The following is a 25,360-nucleotide window of genomic DNA, read 5'->3' on the forward strand; positions in this document are numbered from 1 at the left end:
CTCACCCGGCGTCTGTAGGCGTCGGGTGAACTTCCCGCTCCAGCCGATAGATCCAGTCATCGTAATCGATGCCGTTCAGATGATAGGCTTTCTCCAGCACCTGGGTGCGCACAAAGCCTTGCTTCTCCAGCAGGCGCGATGAGCCATGATTTTCACTCAGCACCCAGGCATTGATGGCCTGCACCCCCAGCGTGCTGAAACCATAATCGCAGATCGCGCGCAGCGCTTCGCTGGCATAGCCTCTTCCCTGAGCCTGCGGTAACAGGGCGTAGCCGACGTCAGCCTCGTGCGGATTTTTCGGACTGATGCGTAGCCCAATATCGCCCAGCGCGTCGCCGCGTTTATCACGCAAAACAAACACCCCGGGATCGGCACAGCGGCTGGCAAACACGCTGCGTAGCGCCGTCTCGCTTAACACTTCCCCCATAAAACGCATCACCAGCGGATCCTGGCGCAGGCGCAGAAAAAAGGGCCAGTCATCGGTAACAAAGCGGGTAAGCGAAAGGCGTGGTGTGGTGATGGTTGTCATAAAGCAGTCAATACGCAGAAAGAAAAGCCTACCTTAGCACTTTGCTTCGCCAGGTAACATCGGCGAACCGGCCGGCTGGCGGTGAATTCAGGCGATTAAGGGCGCTGGTTGTCCTGAATATGGCGATGCTGCAGCGCCAGGGGGAGGCCATCCAGGCGTGGAGCATGAGCCAGCAGAATGGAATCAGGGGAGCCAATGCTCCCCTGTGTCAGCCATTAACTCAGCACATCCTTTAGCGCTTCTTCCAGATCGTACCAGCGGAAGGCGAATCCAGCGGCTTCCAGACGCTTAGGCAGCGCGCGCTGGCCACCGAGCACCAGGACGGCAGACTCACCCATCAGCAGGCGAATAGCAGCGGCAGGAACGCGGAAAATGGCTGGTCGATTGAGCGCATGACCCAAGGCGTGGGCGAACTGTTCGTTATGCACCGGGTAGGGAGAAACCATATTGAACGGACCGCGTAGATCGTTATCCAGCAGCCACAGAATGCCGTTAACCATATCGTCGATATGGATCCAGGCCAGATACTGTCTGCCGCTGCCGATAGGCCCACCGAGGCCGAGCTTAAAGGCGGGCGTCATTTTGCCGAGAATACCGCCCCGCGGGGCCAGTACCACGCCGGTGCGCAGCAGGCAGACGCGGGTACGTTCGCTTTGCGCTTCGCAGGCAATTTGCTCCCAGCGGGCGCAAAGCTTATGGGTAAACTCATTGTGCGGTGGTTCTTCTTCGGTCACCACCACCTCGCCGAGATCGCCGTAGTAGCCGGTGGCAGACCCGCTGATCAGCACGGAGGGAGGCGTGTCGCTGGCGTGGATCAGGCCCACCAGCCGCTGAGTGAGATCCCAGCGGCTATGGCACAAGCGTTGTTTCTGCTCGGCCGTCCAGCGTTTATCAGCTATGGGCTCACCTGCCAGATTAATAACGGCATCAATATCATTGAGGTGGTGATGGCCTTCGAAATCGCGCCACAGCGTGACGCGCGGATCGAGGCGGGCGCGGGCGCTATCCGGGTGCCGCGTGGAAACCGTGACGCTATGCCCCAGCTCCAGCAACCGGGGTATCAGATGTCGGCCAATCAGGCCGGTGCCACCCGTAAGCAGGATCTTCATACCACCTCCCTGACATCGTTATCGCCGCCAGCTCATGGTCATCGACACCGAGTCGGCATAGCGTAGCGCATGAAGTTTATCGATCTCCACTTCAGCATATGTGACCCAGTGATGTTCGCATGCGATATTCAGCACATCCTGAGTTAATTTTTCCAGCAACGAGAAACGGCCATTCTCAAGATGGCTGATGATGCGCTTGGTAATGGTGCGGTAGTTCAGCGCATCATTGATGTCTTCGCTATCGCGCGCCTTATCGGCGGGATAGTGAATCGCCACATTCACCACCACGTCCTGGCGGTTGGCGATCTCTTCCTCTTTAATTCCAATAAAAGTACGCAGGCGCAGGTTCTTAATACGAATAATGGCGTCTGGTTGAGACATTGCAGGCTTCCTCCGTGTTGTAAGTTCTGCAATCATACAACAAAGCGCGACGGGCGAGCAGGGGGTTAATAAGGCTGAATTTTTAGCATCGCTTCAATGGTCGCCGGTCGCTGCTTAATGCGCTCATACCAGTTATGCACCGCCGGATAGTTCGCCAGATCGATACGCTGTCGGACATGGCTGTTGACCCAGGGCCAGGCGGCAATATCGGCGATGCTGTAATGGTCGCCGCCAAGCCACGGACTGGCTTCGAGACGGTGGTTGAGAACCCCGTACAGTCGCTGGGTTTCCACCTGAAAACGTTCAATGGCATAGGGCACCGTTTGCGGCGCCGAGTGGGCAAAATGCTGATTTTGTCCCAGCATCGGCCCAAGACCGCCGACCTGCCAGAATAGCCATTGCAGAGTAATATAGCGCTCCCGCAGCTCACCGCTCAGCAGCTTGCCGCTTTTCTCCGCCAGATAGAGCAGGATGGCGCCGGACTCGAAGACGCTCAACGGCGCTCCGCCATCGACAGGCATATGGTCGACAATCGCCGGGATTTTGTTATTCGGCGAAATCGCCAGAAACTGTGGATGAAACTGTTCCCCTTTGCCGATATCGACCCGAATTAGCCGATAGGCCAGCTGCGCCTCTTCGAGAAACAGGGTGATTTTGTGGCCGTTTGGGGTGGGTGCATAGTAGAGATCGATCATAATATTTCCCGCCGTCGTGGGTCGCAAACTGTTCGAGTATAGGTGAAGCTGCGCAACCCGGGAGGAAATCCGCGAGCGGCGCATCGGTCTGGAGGCAGCCAGGTGATGCTGACTCGCGGACGAGCAGTGACATCCCCGGCAAGCCAGGCTATGTTGGCTTATTGTCCTGTCTACCATCCTTGAGGAAGCCATGAGCCAGCCTGTGATTACCCTGTGGTCCGATGCCGATTTTTTCTCACCGTATGTGATGTCTGTCTATGTCGCCCTGCAGGAAAAGAGCCTGCCTTTTAGCCTTAAAACCGTCGACCTGAACCGCGGCGAACATCTGCAGGCCGGCTGGACGGGCTATACCGCCACCCGTCGCGTACCGCTGCTGGAGGTTGATGATTTCGCGCTGAGCGAGTCCTCGGCGATTACCGAGTATCTGGATGAGCGTTTCGCCCCGCCGGAGTGGGAGCGTATATACCCGCATGATCTGCAAAAACGCGCCCGCGCCCGGCAGATCCAGGCCTGGCTGCGCAGCGATCTGGTGCCGATTCGTGAAGAGCGATCGACCGCCGTGGTGTTTGGCGGGGTGAAAATGCCGGCCCTCAGCGAGGCAGGCAAGCAATCTGCGGAAAAACTGTTTACCACCGCCGCCATGCTACTGGCCCACGGCGGGCAAAATTTATTTGGCGAATGGTCCATTGCCGACGCCGACCTGGCGCTGATGCTCAATCGTCTGGTTCTCAATGGCGATGAGGTGCCGGAGACGCTGGCCGATTATGCGACTTTTCAGTGGCAACGGGCCTCAATCCAGCGTTACGCCGCGCTTTCCGCCAAACGCGCAGGCTGATCGCCCGCCGCGCTTCCGCTATCATAGTGGCATTGTAACCAGTGGAGATGGAATCTATGAAACTGATGTTTGCCTCCGATATTCACGGTTCGCTGCCCGCTACGGAACGCGTGCTTGAACGATTCGCGCAAAGCGGCGCCAGGTGGCTTATTATTCTCGGCGATGTGCTCAATCACGGGCCACGCAATGCGCTGCCGGAAGGCTATGCGCCGGCGGAGGTGGCCGAGCGGCTTAACAGCGTGGCGGAGCGCATTATTGCCGTTCGCGGCAATTGCGACAGCGAAGTGGATCAGATGCTACTTCGTTTTCCCATGACCGCGCCCTGGCAACAGGTGCTCAGCGAACGCTACCGCCTGTTTCTGACCCATGGCCATCTTTATAGCCCGGAAAATTTGCCGCCGCTGGACGCTGGCGATGTTCTGGCTTACGGCCATACTCATATTCCGGTTGCGGAAAAACGCGGTGCGATCTACCTGTTTAACCCTGGCTCAGTGAGTATCCCGAAAGGGGGATATTCCGCCAGCTATGGGCTGCTGGATCAGGGGCGTCTGCAGGTTTTAGCACTCAATGATAATCAGGTTATTGCAGAGGTCGCAATTTACCCGTAATTTAGCCCTCAATCATATAGACGCGCCGCGAGAGCGCTTTCAAAGTAAGGTTTCCTGATGGCGGAACAGAATCATTTGGCAAGCACAGAATGGGTCGATATTGTTAATGAAAACAATGAGGTGATAGCACAATCCAGCCGCGAGCAGATGCGCGCGCAGTGCCTGCGTCACCGGGCGACCTATATCGTCGTTCACGACGGAATGGGAAAAATTCTGGTGCAGCGACGCACCGAGACAAAAGACTTTCATCCGGGCATGCTGGATGCCACCGCCGGAGGCGTCGTTCAGGCCGATGAGCAACTGCTGGAGTCTGCCCGTCGCGAGGCCGAAGAAGAGTTAGGCATCGCGGGAGTACCGTTTGCCGATCACGGTCAGTTTTACTACGAAGATAAGTTCTGTCGCGTCTGGGGAAGCCTGTTCAGCTGCGTCTCGCATGGGCCATTTGCGCTGCAGGAAGAAGAGGTCAGCGAGGTGTGTTGGTTAACGCCGGAAGAGATCACCGCCCGCTGCGATGAATTCACGCCGGACTCGCTGAAAGCGCTGGCGCTGTGGATGACCCGTAACGCGGGTAATGAGTATGATGACGCGGAAGAGGGCGAGTAATACCGCAATCGCGCAGCAGCAACAGCTGCTCGCCTCCTGACGAAAAAAGGCAGCCATCTGGCTGCCTTTTGCTTTTATCTCAGCGGGGAATTACTTCTGCTGCTGAGCTGACTGGATCGCGGTCAGAGCGATGGTATAGACGATATCGTCAACCAGGGCGCCACGAGACAGGTCGTTGACCGGCTTGCGCATACCCTGCAGCATCGGCCCGATGGAGATCAGGTCGGCAGAGCGCTGTACCGCTTTGTACGTGGTGTTACCGGTGTTCAGATCCGGGAAGATGAACACGGTCGCGCGGCCAGCAACCGGCGAATTCGGCGCTTTGGATTTCGCCACGTCAGCCATGACGGCGGCGTCGTACTGCAGCGGGCCATCGATCATCAGGTCAGGACGTTTTTCCTGCGCCAGACGGGTCGCTTCGCGGACTTTCTCAACATCGCTACCCGCGCCGGAGGTACCGGTGGAGTAGGAGAGCATCGCTACGCGCGGTTCGATACCGAAAGCAATGGCGGAGTCAGCGGACTGAATGGCGATTTCCGCCAGCTGTTCTGCCGTCGGATCCGGGTTGATCGCGCAGTCGCCGTAGACATAAACCTGTTCCGGCAGCAGCATGAAGAATACGGAAGAGACCAGCGAGCTGCCCGGTGCGGTTTTGATCAGCTGCAGCGGCGGACGAATGGTGTTGGCGGTGGTGTGAACCGCGCCGGACACCAGGCCGTCGACTTCGTCTTGTTCCAGCATCAGGGTGCCGAGAACCACGTTGTCTTCCAGCTGCTCGCGAGCGACGGCTTCGGTCATGCCCTTGCTCTTACGCAGTTCGACCAGGCGAGCCACGTAGCTTTCGCGAACCACTTCCGGGTCGACGATTTCGATACCCGCGCCCAGCTCAACGCCCTGCGCTGCGGCAACGCGGTTGATCTCATCCGGGTTACCCAGCAGCACACAGGTGGCGATGCCGCGTTCCGCACAGATAGCGGCGGCTTTCACCGTACGCGGTTCGTCGCCTTCCGGCAGGACAACGCGTTTGCCGGCTTTGCGCGCCAGCTCGGTCAGCTGGTAGCGGAAGGCTGGCGGGGAGAGACGGCGGCTGCGCTCGGAGGTCGCGGTCAGCGATTCGATCCAGTCGGCGTTGATGTAGTTGGCCACGTATTCCTGAACTTTCTCGATGCGCTCGTGATCGTCAACCGGTACTTCGAGGTTGAAGCTCTGCAGGCTCAGGGAGGTCTGCCAGGTATTGGTATTGACCATAAACACCGGCAGGCCGGTGGCGAAGGCACGTTCGCACAGCTTGCTGATGCGCGCGTCCATTTCATAGCCGCCGGTCAGCAGGATGGCGCCGATTTCCACGCCGTTCATCGCGGCCAGGCAGGCAGCGACCAGCACGTCAGGACGATCTGCCGAGGTGACCAGCAGCGAGCCTGCACGGAAGTGCTCCAGCATGTGTGGGATGCTGCGCGCGCAGAAGGTCACGGATTTCACGCGGCGGGTGTTGATATCGCCTTCGTTGATGATGGTGGCATTCAGGTGATGCGCCATGTCGATCGCGCGGGTGGCGATCAGATCGAAGCTCCACGGCACCGCGCCCAGTACTGGCAGGGAGCTGCCTTTCTGCAGCTGAGCCGGGTCGATCTTCACGACTTTCGCTTTCGACGAGTCGTCGAAGATTTCTGACAGGTCAGGACGGGTACGGCCCTGCTCGTCGACCGGTGCGTTCAGTTTGTTGACGATAACGCCGGTAATGCTGGTGTTTTTCGCGCCGCCAAAGCTGTTGCGGGTCAGTTCAATACGCTCGTTCAGCTGCTCTGGCGTATCGGTGCCCTGCGACATCACGAAGACGATTTCCGCGTTCAGCGTTTTGGCGATTTCAAAGTTCAGCGCCTGCGCGAACTGATGCTTACGGGTCGGCACCAGGCCTTCCACCAGTACTACTTCCGCGTCCTGAGTGTTCGCGTGATAGTTGGCGATGATCTCTTCCATCAGCACATCTTTCTGATTGCTGGAGAGCAGAGATTCAACGTGGTTCATCTTCAGCGGTTCAGCGGCGGTGGTCGTGGAGGAGCTGGCGCGAACGATGGTGGTGGTCTGGTCTGGCGCATCGCCACCGGAGCGCGGTTGGGCGATTGGTTTAAAGACGCTCAGACGAACGCCTTTGCGTTCCATAGCACGGATCACACCGAGGCTGACGCTGGTCAGGCCTACGCTGGTACCGGTAGGAATTAACATGATAGTACGGGACACGGTATATCCTCTTTCGTTACCGCCAGTATCAGGCGGGATACAAAACAGCACCACCAGCTACCCGTCATACTTCAAGTTGCATGCGCGTTGGCTCTACTTGCTCACCCCGGTCGCGTACGCTGTGTACGTGACCGGGGATTTGCTGCGTCGCCGCCTTCCTGCAGCTCGAATTATTGAAGGTTATGGCTGGCGGTGTGGAATTAAGCGGTCAGACGGCTGGCGTCTTGCGCGATGACCAGTTCTTCATTGGTCGGGATAACCACGGCAGGACGGGTGCCTTCTTTGTTGATGAAGCCAGCCTTGCCGAAACGGGCAGCCAGGTTACGTTCGTGGTCAACTTCGAAGCCCAGTACGCCCAGTTTGCCCAGCGACAGTTCACGCACCATCGCGGCGTTTTCACCGATACCGCCGGTGAAGATAACGGCGTCGAGACGACCGTCCATCAGCGCGGTGTAGGAGCCGATGTATTTCGCCAGGCGGTGGCAGTAGACATCCATCGCGCGTTTAGCGTCGGCTTTTTCCTGGTAGTTGTCTTCCACGTAGCGGCAGTCGCTGGTGACTTCGGTCAGACCCAGCAGGCCGGACTCTTTGGTCAGCATTTTGTTGATCGCGTCAACGCTCATGCCCAGGGTGTCGTGCAGATGGAAGATGATTGCCGGGTCGATGTCGCCGGAGCGGGTACCCATCACCAGACCTTCCAGCGGCGTCAGCCCCATAGAGGTATCAACGCATTTACCGTTACGGATAGCGGAAACAGAACCACCGTTGCCGAGGTGGCAGGTGATGATGTTCAGCTCTTCCACCGGCTTGTTCAGGATCTTAGCGGCTTCCTGAGTCACATAGAAGTGGCTGGTGCCGTGCGCGCCGTAACGACGAACGCCATGCTCTTTGTACAGGCTGTACGGCAGGGCGTAGAGATAGGATTCTTCCGGCATGGTCTGGTGGAACGCCGTATCGAATACGGCCACGTTTTTGTCTTTCAGATGCGGGAAGGATTTCAGCGCTTCAGCGATGCCGATCAGGTGTGCCGGGTTGTGCAGCGGTGCGAAAGACGCTGCGTCTTTAATACCCTGAATCACCGACTCGTCGATCACCACGGAGCTGGTGTATTTTTCACCGCCGTGTACGATACGGTGGCCGATTGCGGTCAGCTGAGCAGACAGTTCTGGTTTTTGTGCCAGAATAGTGTTAACGATAAAGTTCAGTGCTTCACTGTGCGCGGCACCGGCGCCTAATTCAGCTTCTTGCTTGCCGCCGTCAATTTTCCATTTGATACGGGCTTCCGGCAGGTGGAAGCATTCCGCTAAACCGGACAGATATTCGTCGCCGTTAACGGCATCAAGGATAGCAAATTTCAGAGAGGAGCTACCGCAGTTCAGAACCAGTACTAACTTACTCGACATGGAAGTACCTTTTTATGATACGTGGCTAAAAAAACGTCAGTGTGTCATTAGCGTAGCGCAGGATGACCTCGACATTTATGATTAACATCATGCCTTGTTCTGTTTTCGGGCACGATGAGAGAAGTACATTTGATTTTATGCCATTTTGCATAATTTTCAGCCAATGGCAGAATATGCGATAATTTGACTAGCCTGGCAAAAGAGTCTATCCGCCCTTTCAGGCGGGCACAGGATACCTGATTGCGGCATCCTTTGCCAAAATCTTTTGAACGATGTCATGCATAGTTGGTGTTTTGCACGAATTTTTTAAGTTTTATATGTAAAGTTGAGGTAAAGCCATGTCGACCCCTGAGAAACGCCCCGTTAGCTTCTTTAGCTTGTTCAACCGCGGGCAGCATTACGCAAAGACCTGGCCTCTCGACAAGCGCCTCGCGCCGGTGTTTATCGAAAACCGCATTATTCGTGCCACCCGCTATGCTATCCGTATCATGCCGCCGATCGCCATTTTTACGCTGTGCTGGCAGATAGCCCTGGGCGGCCAGCTGGGTCCCGCTGTCGCCACCGCGCTGTTTGCCCTGAGCCTGCCGATGCAGGGATTATGGTGGTTGGGTAAGCGTTCGGTGACGCCGCTGCCGCCCTCCATTCTTAACTGGTTTTACGAAGTGCGCGGCAAACTGCAGGAGGCGGGGCAGGCGCTGGCGCCGGTCGAAGGCAAGCCCGATTATCAGGCGCTGGCTGACACGCTTAAGCGCGCCTTCAAACAACTGGATAAAACTTTCCTTGATGATTTGTAATTCACTACGGAAAACGCATATAAAAGAAGGCGCATGATTTATGCGCCTTCTTTATTTCACGCCCTACCGTGCTACAGGAGTCACAACATGGAAATGACCAATGCGCAGCGTCTGATTTTATCCAATCAGTACAAAATGATGACGATGCTCGACCCGGACAATGCGGAACGCTACCGTCGTCTGCAGACCATCATTGAGCGTGGGTATGGGCTGCAGATGCGCGAACTGGACCGCGAGTTTGGCCAGCTGACGGAAGAAACCTGCCGTACCGTTATCGATATCATGGAGATGTACCACGCGCTACATGTCTCCTGGACCAACCTGAAAGACGCGGCGGGTATCGACGAGCGTCGGGTTACCTTCCTCGGATTTGATGCCGCCACCGAAGCGCGTTTTCTCGGCTATGTACGCTTTATGGTCAATATTGAAGGCCGCTACAGCCATTTTGACGCCGGCACTCATGGCTTTAACTCGCAGACCCCGATGTGGGAGAAATATCAGCGGATGCTGAGCGTCTGGCACGCCTGTCCGCGCCAGTATCACCTGAGCAGTAATGAAATTAACCAAATTATCAATGCCTGAGGGAGGTGCCCGTGCAGTGTAAAGGTTTCCTGTTCGATTTAGACGGGACGCTGGTGGATTCCTTGCCGGTGGTGGAGCGTTCATGGTGTAAGTGGGGCGATCGTTTCGCCATTGACCATGATGAAATTCTCAGTTTTATTCACGGCAAGCAGGCCATTACCTCTATTCGCCATTTTATGCCGGGTCGTAGCGAGGAGGATATCCAGGCCGAATTCCGCTTCCTCGAGCAGATTGAAGCCACTGATATCGAGGGCATTGTCGCTCTGCCGGGGGCGTTAACCCTGCTGAGTACCCTCAATGAGGCTGGGATCCCATGGGCGATTGTCACTTCCGGGTCGGTGCCGGTTGCCCACGCGCGTCATCGCGCGGCAGGCCTGCCGATGCCGGAGGTCTTCATCACCGCTGAGCAGGTAAAACACGGAAAACCGGCGCCGGACGCCTATCTGCTGGGCGCCGAGCGGCTGGGACTACCGGCCGATCAGTGCGCGGTGGTAGAAGATGCGCCAGCGGGGTTGCTCTCCGGCCTGGCGGCGGGGTGTCGCACCATCGCGGTCAACGTGCCTGCCGATGCCCCTCGACTGGATGAAGCCGACCTCGTGCTGAGTAGCCTGGACGATCTGGTGATCGAACGCCAGGCGGACGGCTATGTTAATGTGCGTCTTAAAGCGTAAACGTATGATTTCGCCCCGCGTTGCCGGGGCTTTTTTATGCCACTATGTCGACTCCCACTTGTGACAAGGAAACGTTGTGAACGGTGAATTGATTTGGGTTTTATCCCTTCTGGCTATCGCGGTTGTGCTGTTTGCTACCGGCAAGGTGCGCATGGATGCTATCGCCCTGATGGTCATTGTCGCCTTCGTCCTCAGCGGCACGCTGACGCTGAATGAAGCCTTTTCCGGGTTCAGCGATCCTAACGTGATCCTGATTGCCGCCCTGTTTATTATCGGTGATGGCCTGGTGCGTACCGGGGTGGCCACCAAGATGGGGGCGTGGCTGGTGAGTGTGGCGGGCAACAGCGAAACCAAGATGCTGGTTTACCTGATGCTCACCGTCGCCGGGCTGGGTGCGTTTATGAGTTCAACCGGGGTGGTCGCCATTTTCATTCCGGTAGTGCTCAGCGTGTCGGCGCGGATGAATACCTCTCCCTCGCGGCTGATGATGCCGCTGAGCTTTGCCGGACTTATCAGCGGGATGATGACCCTGGTCGCAACGCCCCCCAACCTGGTCGTCAACAGTGAACTGCTGCGCGAAGGGCTGCACGGCTTCAGTTTTTTCAGCGTCACGCCGATTGGCCTGGTGGTGCTGATCCTGGGCATCGTCTATATGCTGGCGGTGCGCTTTATGCTGAAGACAGAGAATGGCGAATCCGCGCGTGATGGCCGTAAAAGAAGCACCTTCCGCGATCTGATCCGCGAATATCACCTCACTGGCCGCGCCCGCCGGCTGGCGATCCGTCCTGGTTCGCCGATGATCGGCCAGCGTCTTGATGATTTAAAACTGCGTGAGCGGTACTGTGCCAACGTCATCGGCGTCGAACGCTGGCGGCGGTTCCGTCGGGTGATTGTTAACGTCAACGGGGTATCGGAATTCCGCGCCCGCGACGTCCTGCTGATCGATATGTCCGCCTCCGATGTCGACTTACGCCAGTTCTGTGGTGAGCAGATGCTCGAGCCGATGGTGCTGCGCGGCGAATATTTTGCCGATCAGGCGCTGGATGTGGGCATGGCGGAGGTGTCGCTGATCCCGGATTCGGAGATGATTGGGAAAACGGTGCGTGAGATAGCGTTCCGCACCCGGTTTGGTCTCAATATCGTCGGCATGAAGCGCGATGGCGAGGCGATGGATGGTTCCGTGGTCGATGAGCCGCTGCAGCTCGGCGATATCCTGCTGGTGGTCGGCAACTGGCGGCAAATTGCCCTGCTGGCGAAGCGTGGGCGGGATTTCGTGGTGCTCAATATGCCGGTTGAAGTGGATGACGCTTCGCCGGCGCACAGCCAGGCTCCACACGCGATTTTCTGTCTGGTGCTGATGGTAGCCCTGATGCTCACCGATGAAATTCCCAACCCGATTGCCGCGATCATCGCCTGCCTGCTGATGGGCAAATTCCGCTGCATCAACGCCGAAAGCGCCTATAAGGCGATCCACTGGCCAAGCATTATTTTGATTGTCGGGATGATGCCGTTTGCCCTGGCGTTGCAGAAAACCGGCGGGGTAGATCTGGTGGTCAAGGGACTGATGGACGTCGCCGGAAGCGAGGGGCCTTATCTGATGCTCGGCTGCCTGTTTGTAATGTGCGCGGCGATAGGTCTGTTCATCTCTAATACCGCGACCGCGGTCCTGATGGCGCCCATAGCCCTGGCAGCAGCGAAGTCGATGGGGGTGTCGCCCTATCCCTTCGCCATGGTGGTGGCGATGGCGGCTTCGGCGGCGTTTATGACTCCGGTTTCCTCGCCGGTCAACACCCTGGTGCTTGGCCCGGGTAAGTATTCCTTCAGCGACTTTGTGAAGATTGGCGTGCCCTTCACCGTACTGGTGATGGTGGTCTGCGTGCTGCTGATCCCGGTACTGTTTCCGTTCTAAGGGGGTCAGGCCGGGTAGGGCGCAACCGCTGCCCGGCCTGAAAAATTACAGCGGCGAATCCTGGCTTATTTCATCCAGCGACAGCTGGAAGCTCGGGACAAACACCTGCATAAAGTAATCCATCTCCGCGCTACGCCGCGACGCCAGCGTCTTTTCCAGACGGCCTTTGGCCAGCAGAAATTCGTTGTTACCCGCAGACAGCTCTTCGAGGCACTTCAGGTAGGCGCAGAGGGCGTCAGCCTGTTTAACGATCGACTGCTCTTCCTCACTGTAGTGATGCTCATCAATCAGCGGCTCGAAAATATCGCGCAGCTCGTCAGGGACCATATCCACCAGCTTTTGCTGAGCAATTTTCTCAATCGCCTTATATTCCTGGGCAATCTGGGAGTTGAAATATTTCACCGGGGTAGGGAGGTCGCCAGTTAATACTTCGGAGGCGTCATGGTACATCGCCAGCAGGGCGATACGTTCGGCGTTGACCTGGCCGCCAAATTTACGGTTTTTAATTGCCGCCAGCGCATGGGCGACCATCGCCACCTGCAGACTGTGTTCGGAGACATTTTCGGTGCGCACGTTGCGCATCAGCGGCCAGCGGTTAATCAGTTTCAGGCGGGAGAGGTGGGCAAAGAAATGACTCTGACTCATAGGAACCCTTAATCAGTGACAACATCGGGTTCCATTGTGCGCAGGGATCGCCGCCGGATGCAAATGCCGGCGGCGTAGCGATTAAAGCTGGTGGTAGCCGGAGAGGAAGCGGCCAAAGCGGGAGATCGCCATCTCCAGGTCGTCTTCACGAGGCAGCGTCACAATGCGCACATGATCCGGCCACGGCCAGTTGAACGCGGTACCCTGCACCAGCAGGACTTTCTCCTGCAACAGGAAGTCGAGCACCATTTTCTGGTCGTCGTGAATATTGAAGCGTTTGGCATCGATTTTCGGGAACATATACAACGCGCCTTTTGGCTTCATGCAGGAGACACCCGGAATATCGTTGATCAGCTCCCAGGCGCGGTTGCGTTGTTCATACAGGCGCCCGCCGGGAATGATGAATTCGCTGATACTCTGGTAGCCGCCCAGCGCCGTCTGGATAGCATGCTGTGCCGGCACGTTGGCGCACAGACGCATCGACGCCAGCATCTCCAGGCCTTCGATATAGCCCTTCGCGTGTTTTTTCGGGCCATTCAGCACCATCCACCCCTGACGGAAGCCGGCAACACGGTAGGTTTTCGACAGTCCGTTAAAGGTCACGGTCAGCAGATCCGGCGCCAGAGCAGCAATTGAGTGATGCTGGGCTTCGTCGTAGAGGATCTTATCGTAGATCTCATCGGCGAAAATAATCAGGTTATGCTGCCGGGCGATCTCGACGATCTCCTGCAGCAGTTCTTTGGAATAGACCGCGCCGGTGGGGTTGTTGGGGTTAATGATCACGATCCCGCGGGTGCGCGGCGTGATTTTGGCGCGGATATCGTCAAGATCCGGGAACCAGTCAGCGGATTCGTCACACAGATAGTGGACCGCTTTGCCACTGGAAAGCGACACCGCCGCTGTCCACAGTGGGTAGTCCGGCGCGGGAACCAGCATCTCATCGCCGCTGTTTAACAGCGCCTGCATCGCCTGCACAATCAGTTCGGACACGCCGTTGCCGATGTAAATATCTTCTACCGTGACATCACGCATTCCCCGGGCCTGGTAATGCTGCATGATGGCTTTGCGCGCCGAATACAACCCTTTCGAATCGCAGTAACCCTGGGCAGTAGGCAGATTGCGGATGACGTCGACGAGGATCTCGTCAGGGGCCTCGAAGCCGAATGGCGCCGGGTTGCCGATGTTCAGTTTCAGAACTTTATTGCCTTCTTCCTCAAGACGTTTCGCTTCTTTCAGAACCGGGCCACGGATGTCGTAACAGACGTTCTCTAACTTGCTGGATTTTTCGATGGGGGACATGAATCTTGACCTTTTAGCTGTTATCGCCACTCCCTGCCGTGGAAGTCAGCACGGAACAATGTACTCCGCATCCCCGCTGTTTTGAAGGCTTTGCAGGAGAAGATTTTGCTAACGCAGGATTTTAAGCGTAATTGATTTATCTGCCGCTTACGGTTTTAGGTTGTAGGTTATACCTGCTTATGATGCTTTTTTTGGTCGTATATGTAGACCATATGCCTTTTTTGCCATCATTTATCTGGTTTGTTTGTGTGACGAAGGGGCGAACGAAGAATGTTGGCAGACTAAACAACGCTATCCTTAATACAATAGGGACTGATTTGTAATTTTGATGTTAAATAATATCAATAAAAAACAGTCCGCGGGGGCATTATTATTATTTTTGACAGGTAATAATCTGAGGTTTGTTAATTTATATAAAACGTTGAAAAAAATTTAAAATTATCTGAGTTAATCCTTATTTAGGCTTATAAAAAGGGCGGGAATCGGTTAGAATATCGCCGTTAATATCAGTGATAGCCGGTAAGCACTCCGGTTGGATTGATGTTTAATATATTGTTATTACAGGATTTTATTGTTCATTCTTCCCTGTGTGAACGCGCGGTGGAAGAGAGACTTTCTCACCACCACTGGCCGCTTTTCCGGAGCGACGCATGACACCTGGCTGGCCGTGGTAATAAATAACAATGAGAAATACGAACAATATATTACTCCGTGGTTCTGCGCATTTGCCCAGACGAGTACTTTGGCATGTAATAACGTTCGTCCAGTTGTTTATCCGCCATCTGACGGTGAGCACGAGGCTCAGGGAATAGCCGGAAACCTGGCGTAAAGCATCAACAAGGCAGGTCAGCGTTAGCCACCTGTAAGTGAAGAAAGATGATTAATACAACACGTCCGATACTCAACCTTGATCTCGATCTGCTGCGCACCTTTGTGGCGGTCGCTGATTTGAACACCTTCGCCGCCGCCGCCGCCGCAGTGTGTCGTACCCAGTCCGCGGTCAGCCAGCAAATGCAACGCCTGGAGCAGCTGGTCGGCAAAGAGCTTTTCGCCCGTCACGGGCGTAATAAACTGCTGACTGAGCAAGGCATCCAGCTACTGGGCTATGCCCGCAAGATCCTGCGTTTTAACGATGAAGCCTGCATGTCGCTGATGTATGGCAGCCTGCAAGGTGGATTGACCATCGGCGCGTCGGAAGAAACGGCCGATACCATCCTGCCGTTTTTATTAAACCGCATCGGCTGCTTCTATCCCAGAATGACGCTGGAGATCAAAGTGCATCCCCATGCCGCCATCATGGCGATGCTGGCCGAGGGGCGGGTGGATCTGGCGCTGACCACCCATCAGCCTCCCGGCTTTACCTCTTTCATCCTGAGAACGTCACCGACCCTCTGGTACTGTGCGGCGGAATATGTGCTGGCGAAAGGGGAGTCTATTCCCCTGATCCTGCTCGAAGAGCCAGGTCCATTCCGCCAGGATATTATTGCCGCGCTGGAGGCGGCCCGCGTCCCATGGCATCTGGCCCATGGCGCTTCGTCTCTCTCCGGGGTGAAAGCGGCGGTCAAAGCCGGGCTGGGCGTCACCGCGCGACCCGTCGAAATGATGAGCCCCGATTTGCGCGTGGCTGGCATCAGCGATGGATTGCCTGGCCTGCCGGATACCCGGTATGTGGTCAGTTGCAATCCGCAGACGGTGAGCGAGCTGCCGCAGGTGATTTTTCAGTCACTGAGTCAGGAGAGCGACCCCTGGCGAACGGGGCCGGCACTTACTCCGCAAGAGGGAGATAACACCTTCATTTTGTGAGGGCAATTTTCTAACAAAGATCACAAAAACTGGTAACAGAATGTAAGTGAGCAAAAAGAGCCTCAGGGGAGGGTTTCCCGCCTGGTGGCTCTTTTTTTTGCACTATTATTGATGTTTTGAAAGTTTTTTTTATTTCTTTCCTGAAAAATCAGCGTATTGGCGTGACCGGGCGCTCACCTTGTCGACTTTTCCCTGCACTTTCAACACTTCCTGCTAATGTTAAAAAACCGGACGGATTGTTGCCGATTTCCTGGGGTAATTAACAAAACCGTGTCACAGATCAAGAAAATACCCCTCTTTGGGGGGAGGAATCGAGGCTAAATCCTGTCAAAATAGAAGGGATTTTTGATTTACGACGGAAACGGACACGATTCAACAACACTAAAACCGAACAGTATGCAAGGTTATTTCGCATAAAAGGGCATTTAATGTTAATGAAAAGATTCCAATGTAAATTAATGTTATGAAAACTTTTGTTAAAGTTGACAAAAGGTTAAAGAAAGGGGTAAAAAGCCACGGCATCTGGGCTTCTCACATCAACCAGGGACGCTTTTTTGCACGGTTTTTTTTATTCCTCCCGTGAAACGCTGTGGCGTTCATCTGCCAGTAAGAGCAGAGGGTTTTGGCGCTACACTTTTTTGGTTAAGCAATGCGTATGTCAACATCCACTGAAGTCATCGCTCATCATTGGGCATTCGCTATATTTCTCATCATCGCTATCGGCCTGTGCTGCCTCATGCTCGTCGGCGGCTGGTACCTTGGCGGTCGCGCGCGCGCGCGTAGCAAAAACACGCCGTTTGAATCGGGGATTGACTCCGTTGGTTCGGCCCGCTTACGTCTTTCTGCGAAGTTTTATCTGGTTGCCATGTTCTTCGTTATCTTCGACGTGGAAGCCCTGTATCTCTACGCATGGTCGACTTCTATCCGCGAGAGCGGCTGGGTCGGCTTTGTGGAAGCCGCAATTTTCATTTTAGTGCTACTGGCTGGTCTGGTTTATCTCGTTCGCATCGGCGCACTGGACTGGACGCCTGCGCGTTCCCGTCGCACGCTGGTTAACCCGGAAACAGACAGTCCCACTAACCGTCATATGCAGTAAAAGCGAGGCAATAAGATGGATTATACGCTCACCCGCATAGATCCTAACGGTGAGAACGACCGTTACCCCCTGCAGAAACAGGAGATCGTCACCGACCCCCTGGAGCAGGAAGTCAATAAAAGCGTGTATATGGGGAAACTCGAGCACGCGCTGCATGACATGGTGAACTGGGGCCGTAAGAACTCAATTTGGCCGTATAACTTCGGCCTTTCTTGCTGTTATGTGGAAATGGTGACGTCATTCACTGCGGTGCATGACGTTGCGCGTTTTGGGGCAGAAGTTCTGCGCGCCTCTCCGCGTCAGGCGGACCTGATGGTGGTCGCTGGAACCTGCTTTACCAAAATGGCGCCGGTTATTCAGCGTCTGTACGATCAGATGCTGGAGCCGAAGTGGGTGATCTCCATGGGCGCCTGCGCTAACTCCGGCGGCATGTACGACATCTATTCCGTCGTCCAGGGCGTGGATAAATTCATTCCGGTCGATGTGTACATCCCGGGCTGCCCGCCGCGTCCAGAGGCCTATATGCAGGCGCTGATGCTGCTGCAGGAGTCCATTGGTAAAGAACGTCGTCCGCTCTCATGGGTGGTTGGCGATCAGGGCGTTTATCGCGCCAATATGCAGTCGGAACGCGAGCGTAAACGCGGCGAACGTATTGCAGTGACCAATCTGCGGACGCCGGACGAGATTTAATTTGCGCCTGCGGGCGGGAGTACCACTTCGCAAATCAATCTACAACAACGCGAAGTCTCGCCCGGCAGTCACCACGGACCTTTTGCAATGGTGAACAATATGACCGATTTAACCGCGCATGACGCCGCACCAGCCTGGCAAACCCGCGATCACCTTGATGACCCGGTGATCGGCGAACTGCGCAACCGCTTTGGGCCGGATGCCTTTACCGTTCAGCCAACCCGCACCGGCGTACCGGTGGTGTGGGTGAAGCGTGAGCAACTGCTTGAGGTGGGTGATTTCCTGAAGAAATTGCCGAAGCCTTACGTGATGTTGTTTGACCTGCACGGCATGGACGAACGTCTGCGCACCCACCGCGATGGCCTGCCCGCCGCGGATTTTTCCGTTTTCTATCATCTGATTTCTATCGACCGCAACCGCGACATCATGCTCAAGGTGGCGCTGTCTGAAAATGATCTGCATCTGCCGACTTTCACCAAACTGTTCCCCAACGCCAACTGGTATGAGCGTGAAACCTGGGAAATGTTTGGCATGACCTTCGATGGCCACCCGAACCTGCGCCGTATCATGATGCCGCCGACCTGGGAAGGCCACCCGCTGCGTAAAGACTATCCGGCGCGCGCTACCGAATTCGATCCGTTTGAGCTGACCAAAGCCAAGCAGGATCTGGAGATGGAAGCGTTGACCTTCAAACCGGAAGAGTGGGGCATGAAGCGCAGCACCGACAACGAGGACTTCATGTTCCTCAACCTCGGTCCGAACCACCCGTCTGCCCACGGTGCATTCCGTATTATTCTGCAGCTGGATGGCGAAGAGATCGTCGACTGCGTACCGGACATCGGTTATCACCACCGCGGCGCCGAGAAGATGGGCGAGCGTCAGTCCTGGCACAGCTACATCCCGTATACCGACCGTATTGAATACCTCGGCGGCTGCGTCAACGAGATGCCGTACGTGCTGGCGGTGGAAAAACTGGCCGGGATCACCGTGCCGGATCGCGTGAATGTGATCCGCGTGATGCTCTCCGAACTGTTCCGCATCAACAGCCACCTGCTGTATATCTCGACCTTTATTCAGGACGTCGGCGCGATGACGCCGGTCTTCTTCGCCTTTACCGATCGGCAGAAAATTTACGATCTGGTGGAAGCGATTACCGGGTTCCGTATGCACCCGGCGTGGTTCCGCATCGGCGGTGTCGCGCACGATCTGCCGCGTGGCTGGGATCGCCTGCTGCGGGAATTCCTCGAGTGGATGCCGAAGCGTCTGGATTCTTACGAGAAAGCCGCGCTGCGCAACACTATTCTGAAAGGCCGTTCCGTCGGCGTGGCAGCCTATACCGCCAAAGAGGCGCTGGAGTGGGGCACCACCGGCGCAGGCCTGCGCGCCACCGGTATCGGCTTCGACGTGCGTAAATGGCGTCCTTATTCTGGCTATGAAAACTTCGACTTCGAAGTCCCGACCGGGGGCGGCGTCTCTGACTGCTACACCCGCGTGATGCTGAAAGTCGAAGAGCTGCGCCAGAGCCTGCGCATTCTTCAGCAGTGCCTCGATAACATGCCGGAAGGCCCGTTCAAAGCGGATCACCCGCTGACCACGCCGCCGCCGAAAGAGCGCACGCTGCAGCATATCGAAACCCTGATCACCCACTTCCTGCAGGTATCGTGGGGCCCGGTGATGCCGGCCAACGAATCCTTCCAGATGATTGAGGCGACCAAAGGGATTAACAGTTACTACCTGACCAGCGACGGCAGCACCATGAGCTACCGTACCCGCGTGCGTACGCCGAGCTTTGCGCATCTGCAGCAGATCCCGTCGGCGATCCGCGGCAGCCTGGTATCCGACCTGATCGTCTATCTGGGTAGTATCGATTTTGTTATGTCAGACGTGGACCGCTAATTATGCACGAGAATCAACAACCACAAACCGAGGCTTTTGAGCTGAGTGCGGCTGAGCGTGAGGCTATTGAGCACGAGAAGCACCACTACGAAGACCCGCGTGCGGCGTCCATCGAAGCGCTGAAAATTGTCCAAAAACAGCGCGGCTGGGTGCCGGATGGGGCGATCTATGCGATCGCCGATGTGCTGGGGATCCCGGCCAGCGACGTCGAAGGCGTGGCAACATTTTACAGCCAGATTTTCCGTCAGCCGGTTGGCCGTCACGTGATCCGCTACTGCGACAGCGTGGTGTGCCATATCACCGGTTATCAAGGTATTCAGGCTGCGATTGAGAAGAAGCTCAATATCAAGCCAGGGCAGACCACCTTCGATGGCCGCTTCACGCTGCTGCCGACCTGTTGCCTGGGCAACTGCGACAAGGGACCGACCATGATGATTGATGAGGATACTCACAGTCATCTGACGCCGGAGGCAATTCCTGACCTGCTGGAGCAGTACAAATGAAAACCGTAATTCGTACTGCGGAAACGCATCCGCTCACCTGGCGTCTGCGCGACGACAAGCAGCCGGTATGGCTGGACGAATATCGCAGCAAAAACGGTTACGAAGGGGCACGTAAAGCCCTGACCGGGATGGCGCCGGATGAGATTGTCACGGCGGTAAAAGACGCTGGCCTGAAAGGGCGCGGCGGCGCGGGCTTCTCCACGGGTCTGAAGTGGAGCCTGATGCCGAAAGACGAATCCATGAACATCCGTTACCTGCTGTGTAACGCCGATGAAATGGAGCCGGGCACCTATAAAGACCGTCTGCTGATGGAGCAGCTGCCGCACCTGCTGGTGGAAGGCATGCTGATCTCCGCGTTTGCGCTGAAAGCGTACCGCGGCTACATCTTCCTGCGCGGCGAATATATCGAAGCGGCCCAGCATCTGCGTCGTGCGATTGCCGAAGCCACTGAAGCGGGCCTGTTGGGGAAAAACATCCTTGGCACCGGGTTTGACTTCGAACTGTTTGTCCACACCGGGGCAGGGCGCTATATCTGCGGTGAAGAGACGGCGCTGATCAACTCCCTGGAAGGCCGGCGTGCTAACCCGCGCTCCAAGCCGCCGTTCCCGGCGAGCTCCGGCGTGTGGGGCAAGCCGACTTGCGTCAACAACGTGGAAACCCTGTGCAACGTGCCGGCGATCCTCGCCAACGGCGTCGAGTGGTACCAGAACATTTCCACCAGCAAAGATGCTGGCACCAAGCTGATGGGCTTCTCCGGCCGGGTGAAGAATCCGGGCGTCTGGGAGCTGCCGTTCGGCACCACCGCGCGTGAGATCCTCGAAGATTACGCCGGCGGCATGCGCGATGGCCTGAAGTTTAAAGCCTGGCAGCCGGGTGGGGCAGGGACCGACTTCCTGACCGAAGCGCATCTTGACCTGCCGATGGAGTTCGAAAGCATTGGTAAAGCGGGCAGCCGTCTGGGCACCTCGCTGGCGATGGCCGTTGACCATGAGATCAATATGGTCTCGCTGGTGCGTAACCTCGAAGAGTTCTTTGCCCGCGAGTCCTGCGGCTGGTGTACGCCGTGCCGTGATGGTCTGCCGTGGAGCGTGAAGATCCTGCGCGCCCTGGAGCGCGGCGAAGGCCAGCCTGGCGATATCGAAACGCTTGAGCAACTGTGTCGATTCCTGGGCCCGGGTAAAACCTTCTGCGCGCACGCGCCGGGCGCAGTCGAACCGCTACAGAGCGCGATTAAATATTTCCGCGAAGAATTCGAGGCTGGCATTAAGCAGCAGTTCAGCAATACCCATGCAATCAACGGGATTCAGCCGAACCTGCTTAAGACGCGCTGGTAATCAAAGGTTTTTTATTTTTGGAAGCACGCAAATGGCTACGATTCATGTAGACGGCAAAGAATACGAGGTCAACGGGGCGGACAACCTGCTAGAGGCTTGTCTCTCTCTTGGTCTTGATATTCCCTACTTTTGCTGGCACCCGGCGCTAGGGAGCGTCGGTGCTTGCCGCCAGTGTGCGGTGAAGCAATATCAGAACGCGGAAGACACGCGTGGTCGCCTGGTGATGTCCTGTATGACTCCGGCATCCGACGGCACCTTTATTTCTATTGACGACGGCGAAGCGAAGCAGTTCCGCGAAAGCGTGGTGGAGTGGTTGATGACTAACCACCCGCACGACTGCCCGGTCTGTGAAGAAGGGGGCAACTGCCACCTGCAGGATATGACGGTGATGACCGGCCATAGTTTCCGCCGCTATCGTTTCACCAAGCGTACCCACCGCAATCAGGATCTGGGGCCGTTTATTTCGCACGAAATGAACCGCTGCATCGCCTGTTACCGCTGCGTGCGCTACTACAAAGATTATGCCGACGGCACCGACCTGGGCGTCTATGGCGCGCACGACAACGTCTACTTCGGTCGCCCGGAAGATGGCACCCTGGAAAGCGAGTTCTCCGGCAACCTGGTGGAAGTCTGCCCGACCGGCGTCTTCACCGACAAAACGCACTCCGAGCGTTACAACCGTAAGTGGGACATGCAGTTTGCGCCGAGCATCTGCCAGCAGTGTTCCATCGGCTGCAACATCAGCCCGGGCGAACGCTATGGCGAGCTGCGTCGTATCGAAAACCGCTATAACGGGACCGTTAACCGCTACTTCCTCTGCGACCGCGGTCGCTTCGGCTATGGCTATGTCAACCTGAAAGACCGTCCGCGTCAGCCGGTGCAGCGCCGCGGCGACGATCTGATCACTCTCAACGCCGAGCAGGCGATGCAGGGCGCGGCAGATATCCTGCGCCAGTCGAAGAAAGTGATCGGTATTGGCTCCCCGCGCGCCAGCATCGAAAGCAACTTTGCGCTGCGTGAGCTGGTGGGCGCCGACAACTTCTATACCGGCATCGCCAAAGGCGAACAAGCGCGCCTGCAGATGATGCTGAAAGTGCTGCGTGAAGGTGGGGTCCATACCCCAAGCCTGCGCGATATCGAATCCTACGATGCGGTACTGGTGCTGGGCGAAGACATTACCCAGACCGGCGCGCGCGTGGCCCTGGCAGTCCGCCAGGCGGTGAAAGGGAAAGCACGCGAAATGGCAGCGGCGCAGAAAGTAGCCGACTGGCAGATCGCCGCGATCCTCAACATCGGGCAGCGCGCCAAGCACCCGTTATTCGTCACCAACATCGATGACACCCGCCTGGATGACATTGCCGCGTGGACCTACCGCGCGCCGGTGGAAGATCAGGCGCGTCTGGGCTTCGCTATCGCCCATGCGCTGGATGACAGCGCGCCGGCGGTTGATGGCCTGAGCCAGGACCTGAAGGGTAAGGTTGACGTGATTGTCCAGGCGCTGGCCGGAGCGAAAAAACCACTGATTATCTCCGGAACCAACGCTGGCAGCATGGAGATCATCCAGGCCGCCGCTAACGTCGCAAAAGCCCTGAAAGGCCGCGGCGCCGACGTCGGCGTGACCATGGTCGCCCGCGCGGTGAACAGCGTCGGTCTGGGCATGATCGGCGGCGGCTCGCTTGAAGAGGCGCTGGACGAACTGGAAAGCGGCGCCGCCGACGCGGTTATCGTGCTGGAAAACGACCTTCACCGTCATGCTTCCGCCGCGCGCGTTGACGCTGCGCTGGCGAAAGCCCCGCTGGTGATGGTGGTTGACCATCAGCGCACCGCGATTATGGACAAAGCGCACCTGGTGCTCTCTGCCGCAAGCTTTGCGGAAAGCGACGGGACTGTGGTGAACAACGAAGGCCGCGCCCAGCGTTTCTTCCAGGTTTACGATCCGGCTTACTACGATGCGAAAACCGTGATGCTGGAGAGCTGGCGCTGGCTGCATTCGCTGCACAGCACCGTCAACAACCGTCAGGTTGACTGGACGCAGCTGGACCACGTCATCGATGCGGCGATTGCCGCGCTGCCGCAGCTGGCGGGCATTAAAGATGCCGCGCCGGATGCGACCTTCCGCATCCGCGGTCAGAAGCTGGCGCGTGAACCACACCGCTACAGCGGCCGCACGGCGATGCGCGCCAACATCAGCGTGCACGAGCCGCGTCAGCCGCAGGATAAAGACACCATGTTCGCCTTCTCCATGGAAGGGAACAACCAGCCGTCCGCCCCGCGTTCGCAGATCCCGTTCGCCTGGGCGCCGGGCTGGAACTCCCCGCAGGCATGGAACAAGTTCCAGGATGAAGTGGGCGGGAAACTGCGCCACGGCGATCCGGGTGTTCGACTGTTTGAAGCGTCCGCCAACGGGCTGGAGTATTTCACCGCGGTGCCGGCCAGCTTCCAGGCGGAAGAGGGCAAATGGCGTATCGCGCCGTATTACCACCTGTTTGGTAGCGATGAGCTGTCACAGCGCGCGCCGGTGTTCGAGAGCCGGATGCCTGAGCCGTACATCAAGCTGAATCCGGCGGATGCCGCGAAGCTGGGCGTTAACGCGGGGGCAATGCTCTCCTTTAGCGTGGAAGGCCAGACCCTGCGTCTGCCGCTGGTTATCTCTGAAGGCCTGACCGCAGGACAGGTTGGCTTACCGATGGGCATGCCGGGCATTGCGCCGGTGCTGACCGGATCGCGTATTGATTCACTGCAGGAGGCGAAAGCATGAGCTGGTTAACGCCGGATCTTATCGACATTCTGTTAAGCATCCTGAAGGCCGTGGTCATTCTGCTGGTGGTCGTCACCTGCGGCGCGTTCATGAGCTTCGGCGAGCGTCGTCTGCTCGGCTTGTTCCAGAACCGCTACGGACCTAACCGCGTCGGCTGGGGCGGTTCGCTGCAGCTGGTCGCCGACATGATCAAGATGTTCTTCAAAGAGGACTGGATCCCGCGCTTCTCCGATCGCGTGATCTTTACTCTGGCGCCGGTTATCGCCTTTACCTCGCTGCTGCTGGCCTTTGCTATCGTGCCGGTCAGCCCGACGTGGGTGGTGGCTGACCTGAACATCGGCATCCTGTTCTTCCTGATGATGGCAGGCCTGGCGGTCTATGCGGTGCTGTTCGCCGGCTGGTCGAGCAACAACAAATACTCGCTGCTGGGGGCGATGCGTGCTTCCGCGCAGACCCTGAGCTACGAAGTGTTTCTCGGTCTCTCCCTGATGGGCGTGGTGGCGCAGGCGGGGTCATTCAATATGACCGATATCGTCAACAACCAGGCGCATCTGTGGAACGTCATTCCGCAGTTCTTCGGCTTCGTCACTTTCGCCATCGCCGGCGTGGCGGTGTGTCACCGTCACCCGTTCGACCAGCCGGAAGCGGAGCAGGAACTGGCCGATGGTTACCACATTGAATATTCCGGCATGAAATTCGGTCTGTTCTTCGTCGGTGAATACATCGGTATCGTCACCGTTTCAGCGCTGATCGTCACGCTGTTCTTCGGCGGCTGGAATGGCCCGTGGTTACCACCTTTCATCTGGTTCGCGCTGAAAACTGCGTTCTTCATGATGATGTTCATTTTGATCCGCGCATCATTACCGCGTCCGCGCTATGACCAGGTAATGTCCTTTGGCTGGAAGGTATGCCTGCCGTTAACGCTGGTCAACTTGTTGGTAACGGCGGCTGTCATTCTCTGGCAGGCGCAATAAGGGGT

The 25,360-nt window shown here is 56.9% G+C and carries 24 protein-coding genes; 16 read left to right on the forward strand and 8 right to left on the reverse strand.

The genetic code is table 11. The features are described 5' to 3' along the window. Window position 1 precedes the first annotated feature (1 nt). The gene (locus tag HMPREF3096_RS02700) at window positions 2–529 is read right to left on the reverse strand and encodes a GNAT family N-acetyltransferase (RefSeq protein ID WP_022066030.1); all 528 of its coding nucleotides are present in this window, start codon (window positions 527–529) and stop codon (window positions 2–4) included. Between the two features lie 119 nt (window positions 530–648). Between HMPREF3096_RS02700 and HMPREF3096_RS30765 the strand changes: the two genes are divergently transcribed. Further along, the gene (locus HMPREF3096_RS30765) at window positions 649–765 is read left to right on the forward strand and encodes a hypothetical protein (RefSeq protein WP_004217247.1); all 117 of its coding nucleotides are present in this window, start codon (window positions 649–651) and stop codon (window positions 763–765) included. Here HMPREF3096_RS30765 and HMPREF3096_RS02705 read toward each other — a convergent pair. The 3 genes from HMPREF3096_RS02705 to yfcG form a co-directional block, all read right to left on the reverse strand. Then, window positions 745–1,638, reverse strand: coding sequence for a TIGR01777 family oxidoreductase (locus HMPREF3096_RS02705; RefSeq protein ID WP_022066031.1), 894 nt, complete (start codon window positions 1,636–1,638; stop codon window positions 745–747). The genes HMPREF3096_RS30765 and HMPREF3096_RS02705 overlap by 21 nt on opposite strands. Before the next feature lie 18 nt (window positions 1,639–1,656). Beyond that, the gene (folX, locus tag HMPREF3096_RS02710) at window positions 1,657–2,019 is read right to left on the reverse strand and encodes a dihydroneopterin triphosphate 2'-epimerase (protein ID WP_002913200.1); all 363 of its coding nucleotides are present in this window, start codon (window positions 2,017–2,019) and stop codon (window positions 1,657–1,659) included. Between the two features lie 65 nt (window positions 2,020–2,084). Continuing rightward, window positions 2,085–2,714: a GSH-dependent disulfide bond oxidoreductase gene (yfcG, locus tag HMPREF3096_RS02715; protein ID WP_008803935.1), complete on the reverse strand. Its 630-nt coding sequence runs from the start codon at window positions 2,712–2,714 to the stop codon at window positions 2,085–2,087. A 190-nt stretch (window positions 2,715–2,904) separates the two neighbouring features. Between yfcG and yfcF the strand changes: the two genes are divergently transcribed. The 3 genes from yfcF to yfcD are packed head-to-tail and all read left to right on the forward strand — an operon-like array spanning window position 2,905 to window position 4,760. Further along, window positions 2,905–3,549 (forward strand): glutathione transferase, encoded by a 645-nt coding sequence (yfcF, locus tag HMPREF3096_RS02720; RefSeq protein WP_016161591.1) that lies wholly within the window; start codon window positions 2,905–2,907, stop codon window positions 3,547–3,549. A 56-nt stretch (window positions 3,550–3,605) separates the two neighbouring features. Beyond that, window positions 3,606–4,157: a phosphodiesterase gene (yfcE, locus tag HMPREF3096_RS02725; RefSeq protein ID WP_012967508.1), complete on the forward strand. Its 552-nt coding sequence runs from the start codon at window positions 3,606–3,608 to the stop codon at window positions 4,155–4,157. Window positions 4,158–4,214: 57 nt separating this feature from the next. After that, entirely contained in the window at window positions 4,215–4,760 is a 546-nt protein-coding gene (gene yfcD / locus HMPREF3096_RS02730) for an NUDIX hydrolase YfcD (RefSeq protein ID WP_012540981.1), read from the forward strand. Between the two features lie 90 nt (window positions 4,761–4,850). On the opposite strand, the gene pta is transcribed toward yfcD, so the two are convergent. After that, window positions 4,851–6,998 (reverse strand): phosphate acetyltransferase, encoded by a 2,148-nt coding sequence (pta, locus tag HMPREF3096_RS02735; protein ID WP_012967509.1) that lies wholly within the window; start codon window positions 6,996–6,998, stop codon window positions 4,851–4,853. 200 nt (window positions 6,999–7,198) lie between these two features. Next, window positions 7,199–8,401, reverse strand: coding sequence for an acetate kinase (gene ackA, locus HMPREF3096_RS02740; protein WP_032730855.1), 1,203 nt, complete (start codon window positions 8,399–8,401; stop codon window positions 7,199–7,201). 338 nt (window positions 8,402–8,739) lie between these two features. On the opposite strand from ackA, the gene yfbV reads away from it, so the two are divergent. The 4 genes from yfbV to HMPREF3096_RS02760 all read left to right on the forward strand — a co-directional run bounded on the left by yfbV (window position 8,740) and on the right by HMPREF3096_RS02760 (window position 12,357). Further along, the gene (gene yfbV / locus HMPREF3096_RS02745) at window positions 8,740–9,195 is read left to right on the forward strand and encodes a terminus macrodomain insulation protein YfbV (protein WP_002913194.1); all 456 of its coding nucleotides are present in this window, start codon (window positions 8,740–8,742) and stop codon (window positions 9,193–9,195) included. Between the two features lie 87 nt (window positions 9,196–9,282). After that, window positions 9,283–9,777 (forward strand): YfbU family protein, encoded by a 495-nt coding sequence (locus HMPREF3096_RS02750; RefSeq protein WP_012540982.1) that lies wholly within the window; start codon window positions 9,283–9,285, stop codon window positions 9,775–9,777. Between the two features lie 11 nt (window positions 9,778–9,788). Then, window positions 9,789–10,448: a sugar phosphatase gene (locus HMPREF3096_RS02755; protein WP_008803942.1), complete on the forward strand. Its 660-nt coding sequence runs from the start codon at window positions 9,789–9,791 to the stop codon at window positions 10,446–10,448. Between the two features lie 76 nt (window positions 10,449–10,524). Further along, window positions 10,525–12,357, forward strand: a complete 1,833-nt coding sequence (locus HMPREF3096_RS02760) for an SLC13 family permease (protein WP_008803943.1) — start codon at window positions 10,525–10,527, stop codon at window positions 12,355–12,357. Window positions 12,358–12,402: 45 nt separating this feature from the next. Here HMPREF3096_RS02760 and yfbR read toward each other — a convergent pair whose 3' ends face one another. Both yfbR and alaA read right to left on the reverse strand, forming a co-directional pair. Next, window positions 12,403–13,002 carry a 5'-deoxynucleotidase gene (yfbR, locus tag HMPREF3096_RS02765; protein ID WP_002913188.1) on the reverse strand — a complete coding sequence of 200 codons (600 nt, stop codon included), beginning with the start codon at window positions 13,000–13,002 and terminating at the stop codon, window positions 12,403–12,405. Between the two features lie 81 nt (window positions 13,003–13,083). Next, complete coding sequence (gene alaA / locus HMPREF3096_RS02770; RefSeq protein ID WP_008803944.1) at window positions 13,084–14,301, reverse strand: alanine transaminase AlaA; 1,218 nt, start codon at window positions 14,299–14,301, stop codon at window positions 13,084–13,086. Between the two features lie 876 nt (window positions 14,302–15,177). On the opposite strand from alaA, the gene HMPREF3096_RS02775 reads away from it, so the two are divergent. The 8 genes from HMPREF3096_RS02775 (at window position 15,178) to nuoH (ending at window position 25,355) form a co-directional block, all read left to right on the forward strand. Further along, a complete protein-coding gene (locus HMPREF3096_RS02775; protein WP_008803945.1) occupies window positions 15,178–16,104 on the forward strand; it encodes a LysR family transcriptional regulator in 927 nt (308 codons plus the stop codon). A 649-nt stretch (window positions 16,105–16,753) separates the two neighbouring features. Further along, window positions 16,754–17,200, forward strand: coding sequence for an NADH-quinone oxidoreductase subunit NuoA (gene nuoA, locus HMPREF3096_RS02780; protein ID WP_002913181.1), 447 nt, complete (start codon window positions 16,754–16,756; stop codon window positions 17,198–17,200). Window positions 17,201–17,215: 15 nt separating this feature from the next. Beyond that, window positions 17,216–17,890: an NADH-quinone oxidoreductase subunit NuoB gene (gene nuoB, locus HMPREF3096_RS02785; RefSeq protein ID WP_002913178.1), complete on the forward strand. Its 675-nt coding sequence runs from the start codon at window positions 17,216–17,218 to the stop codon at window positions 17,888–17,890. A gap of 87 nt (window positions 17,891–17,977) precedes the next feature. Beyond that, window positions 17,978–19,786, forward strand: a complete 1,809-nt coding sequence (gene nuoC / locus HMPREF3096_RS02790) for an NADH-quinone oxidoreductase subunit C/D (protein WP_008803946.1) — start codon at window positions 17,978–17,980, stop codon at window positions 19,784–19,786. 2 nt (window positions 19,787–19,788) lie between these two features. Next, entirely contained in the window at window positions 19,789–20,289 is a 501-nt protein-coding gene (gene nuoE, locus HMPREF3096_RS02795) for an NADH-quinone oxidoreductase subunit NuoE (RefSeq protein ID WP_002913160.1), read from the forward strand. Continuing rightward, window positions 20,286–21,623, forward strand: coding sequence for an NADH-quinone oxidoreductase subunit NuoF (gene nuoF, locus HMPREF3096_RS02800; protein ID WP_002913158.1), 1,338 nt, complete (start codon window positions 20,286–20,288; stop codon window positions 21,621–21,623). Before nuoE ends, nuoF begins: the two co-directional genes overlap by 4 nt. 31 nt (window positions 21,624–21,654) lie before the next feature. Then, window positions 21,655–24,381: an NADH-quinone oxidoreductase subunit NuoG gene (gene nuoG, locus HMPREF3096_RS02805; protein WP_008803947.1), complete on the forward strand. Its 2,727-nt coding sequence runs from the start codon at window positions 21,655–21,657 to the stop codon at window positions 24,379–24,381. Further along, complete coding sequence (gene nuoH, locus HMPREF3096_RS02810) at window positions 24,378–25,355, forward strand: NADH-quinone oxidoreductase subunit NuoH (protein WP_002913156.1); 978 nt, start codon at window positions 24,378–24,380, stop codon at window positions 25,353–25,355. Before nuoG ends, nuoH begins: the two co-directional genes overlap by 4 nt. Window positions 25,356–25,360: the final 5 nt, after the last annotated feature.

Source organism: Klebsiella sp. HMSC25G12 (assembly GCF_001807705.1).
Taxonomy (GTDB): Bacteria; Pseudomonadota; Gammaproteobacteria; order Enterobacterales; family Enterobacteriaceae; genus Klebsiella; species Klebsiella variicola.

Bases quoted from the DNA above. Each gene is read 5' to 3' on its own strand.
- nuoE (WP_002913160.1), top strand. From the start codon at position 19,789: ATGCACGAGAATCAACAACCACAAACCGAGGCTTTTGAGCTGAGTGCG.
- HMPREF3096_RS02750 (WP_012540982.1), top strand. From the start codon at position 9,283: ATGGAAATGACCAATGCGCAGCGTCTGATTTTATCCAATCAGTACAAA.
- nuoG (WP_008803947.1), top strand. From the start codon at position 21,655: ATGGCTACGATTCATGTAGACGGCAAAGAATACGAGGTCAACGGGGCG.
- yfcD (WP_012540981.1), top strand. From the start codon at position 4,215: ATGGCGGAACAGAATCATTTGGCAAGCACAGAATGGGTCGATATTGTT.
- nuoH (WP_002913156.1), top strand. From the start codon at position 24,378: ATGAGCTGGTTAACGCCGGATCTTATCGACATTCTGTTAAGCATCCTG.
- folX (WP_002913200.1), bottom strand. From the start codon at position 2,019: ATGTCTCAACCAGACGCCATTATTCGTATTAAGAACCTGCGCCTGCGT.
- nuoF (WP_002913158.1), top strand. From the start codon at position 20,286: ATGAAAACCGTAATTCGTACTGCGGAAACGCATCCGCTCACCTGGCGT.
- HMPREF3096_RS30765 (WP_004217247.1), top strand. From the start codon at position 649: ATGGCGATGCTGCAGCGCCAGGGGGAGGCCATCCAGGCGTGGAGCATG.
- alaA (WP_008803944.1), bottom strand. From the start codon at position 14,301: ATGTCCCCCATCGAAAAATCCAGCAAGTTAGAGAACGTCTGTTACGAC.
- HMPREF3096_RS02700 (WP_022066030.1), bottom strand. From the start codon at position 529: ATGACAACCATCACCACACCACGCCTTTCGCTTACCCGCTTTGTTACC.
- nuoC (WP_008803946.1), top strand. From the start codon at position 17,978: ATGGTGAACAATATGACCGATTTAACCGCGCATGACGCCGCACCAGCC.
- nuoA (WP_002913181.1), top strand. From the start codon at position 16,754: ATGCGTATGTCAACATCCACTGAAGTCATCGCTCATCATTGGGCATTC.
- yfcE (WP_012967508.1), top strand. From the start codon at position 3,606: ATGAAACTGATGTTTGCCTCCGATATTCACGGTTCGCTGCCCGCTACG.
- yfcG (WP_008803935.1), bottom strand. From the start codon at position 2,714: ATGATCGATCTCTACTATGCACCCACCCCAAACGGCCACAAAATCACC.
- ackA (WP_032730855.1), bottom strand. From the start codon at position 8,401: ATGTCGAGTAAGTTAGTACTGGTTCTGAACTGCGGTAGCTCCTCTCTG.
- yfbV (WP_002913194.1), top strand. From the start codon at position 8,740: ATGTCGACCCCTGAGAAACGCCCCGTTAGCTTCTTTAGCTTGTTCAAC.
- HMPREF3096_RS02775 (WP_008803945.1), top strand. From the start codon at position 15,178: ATGATTAATACAACACGTCCGATACTCAACCTTGATCTCGATCTGCTG.
- yfbR (WP_002913188.1), bottom strand. From the start codon at position 13,002: ATGAGTCAGAGTCATTTCTTTGCCCACCTCTCCCGCCTGAAACTGATT.
- nuoB (WP_002913178.1), top strand. From the start codon at position 17,216: ATGGATTATACGCTCACCCGCATAGATCCTAACGGTGAGAACGACCGT.
- yfcF (WP_016161591.1), top strand. From the start codon at position 2,905: ATGAGCCAGCCTGTGATTACCCTGTGGTCCGATGCCGATTTTTTCTCA.
- HMPREF3096_RS02705 (WP_022066031.1), bottom strand. From the start codon at position 1,638: ATGAAGATCCTGCTTACGGGTGGCACCGGCCTGATTGGCCGACATCTG.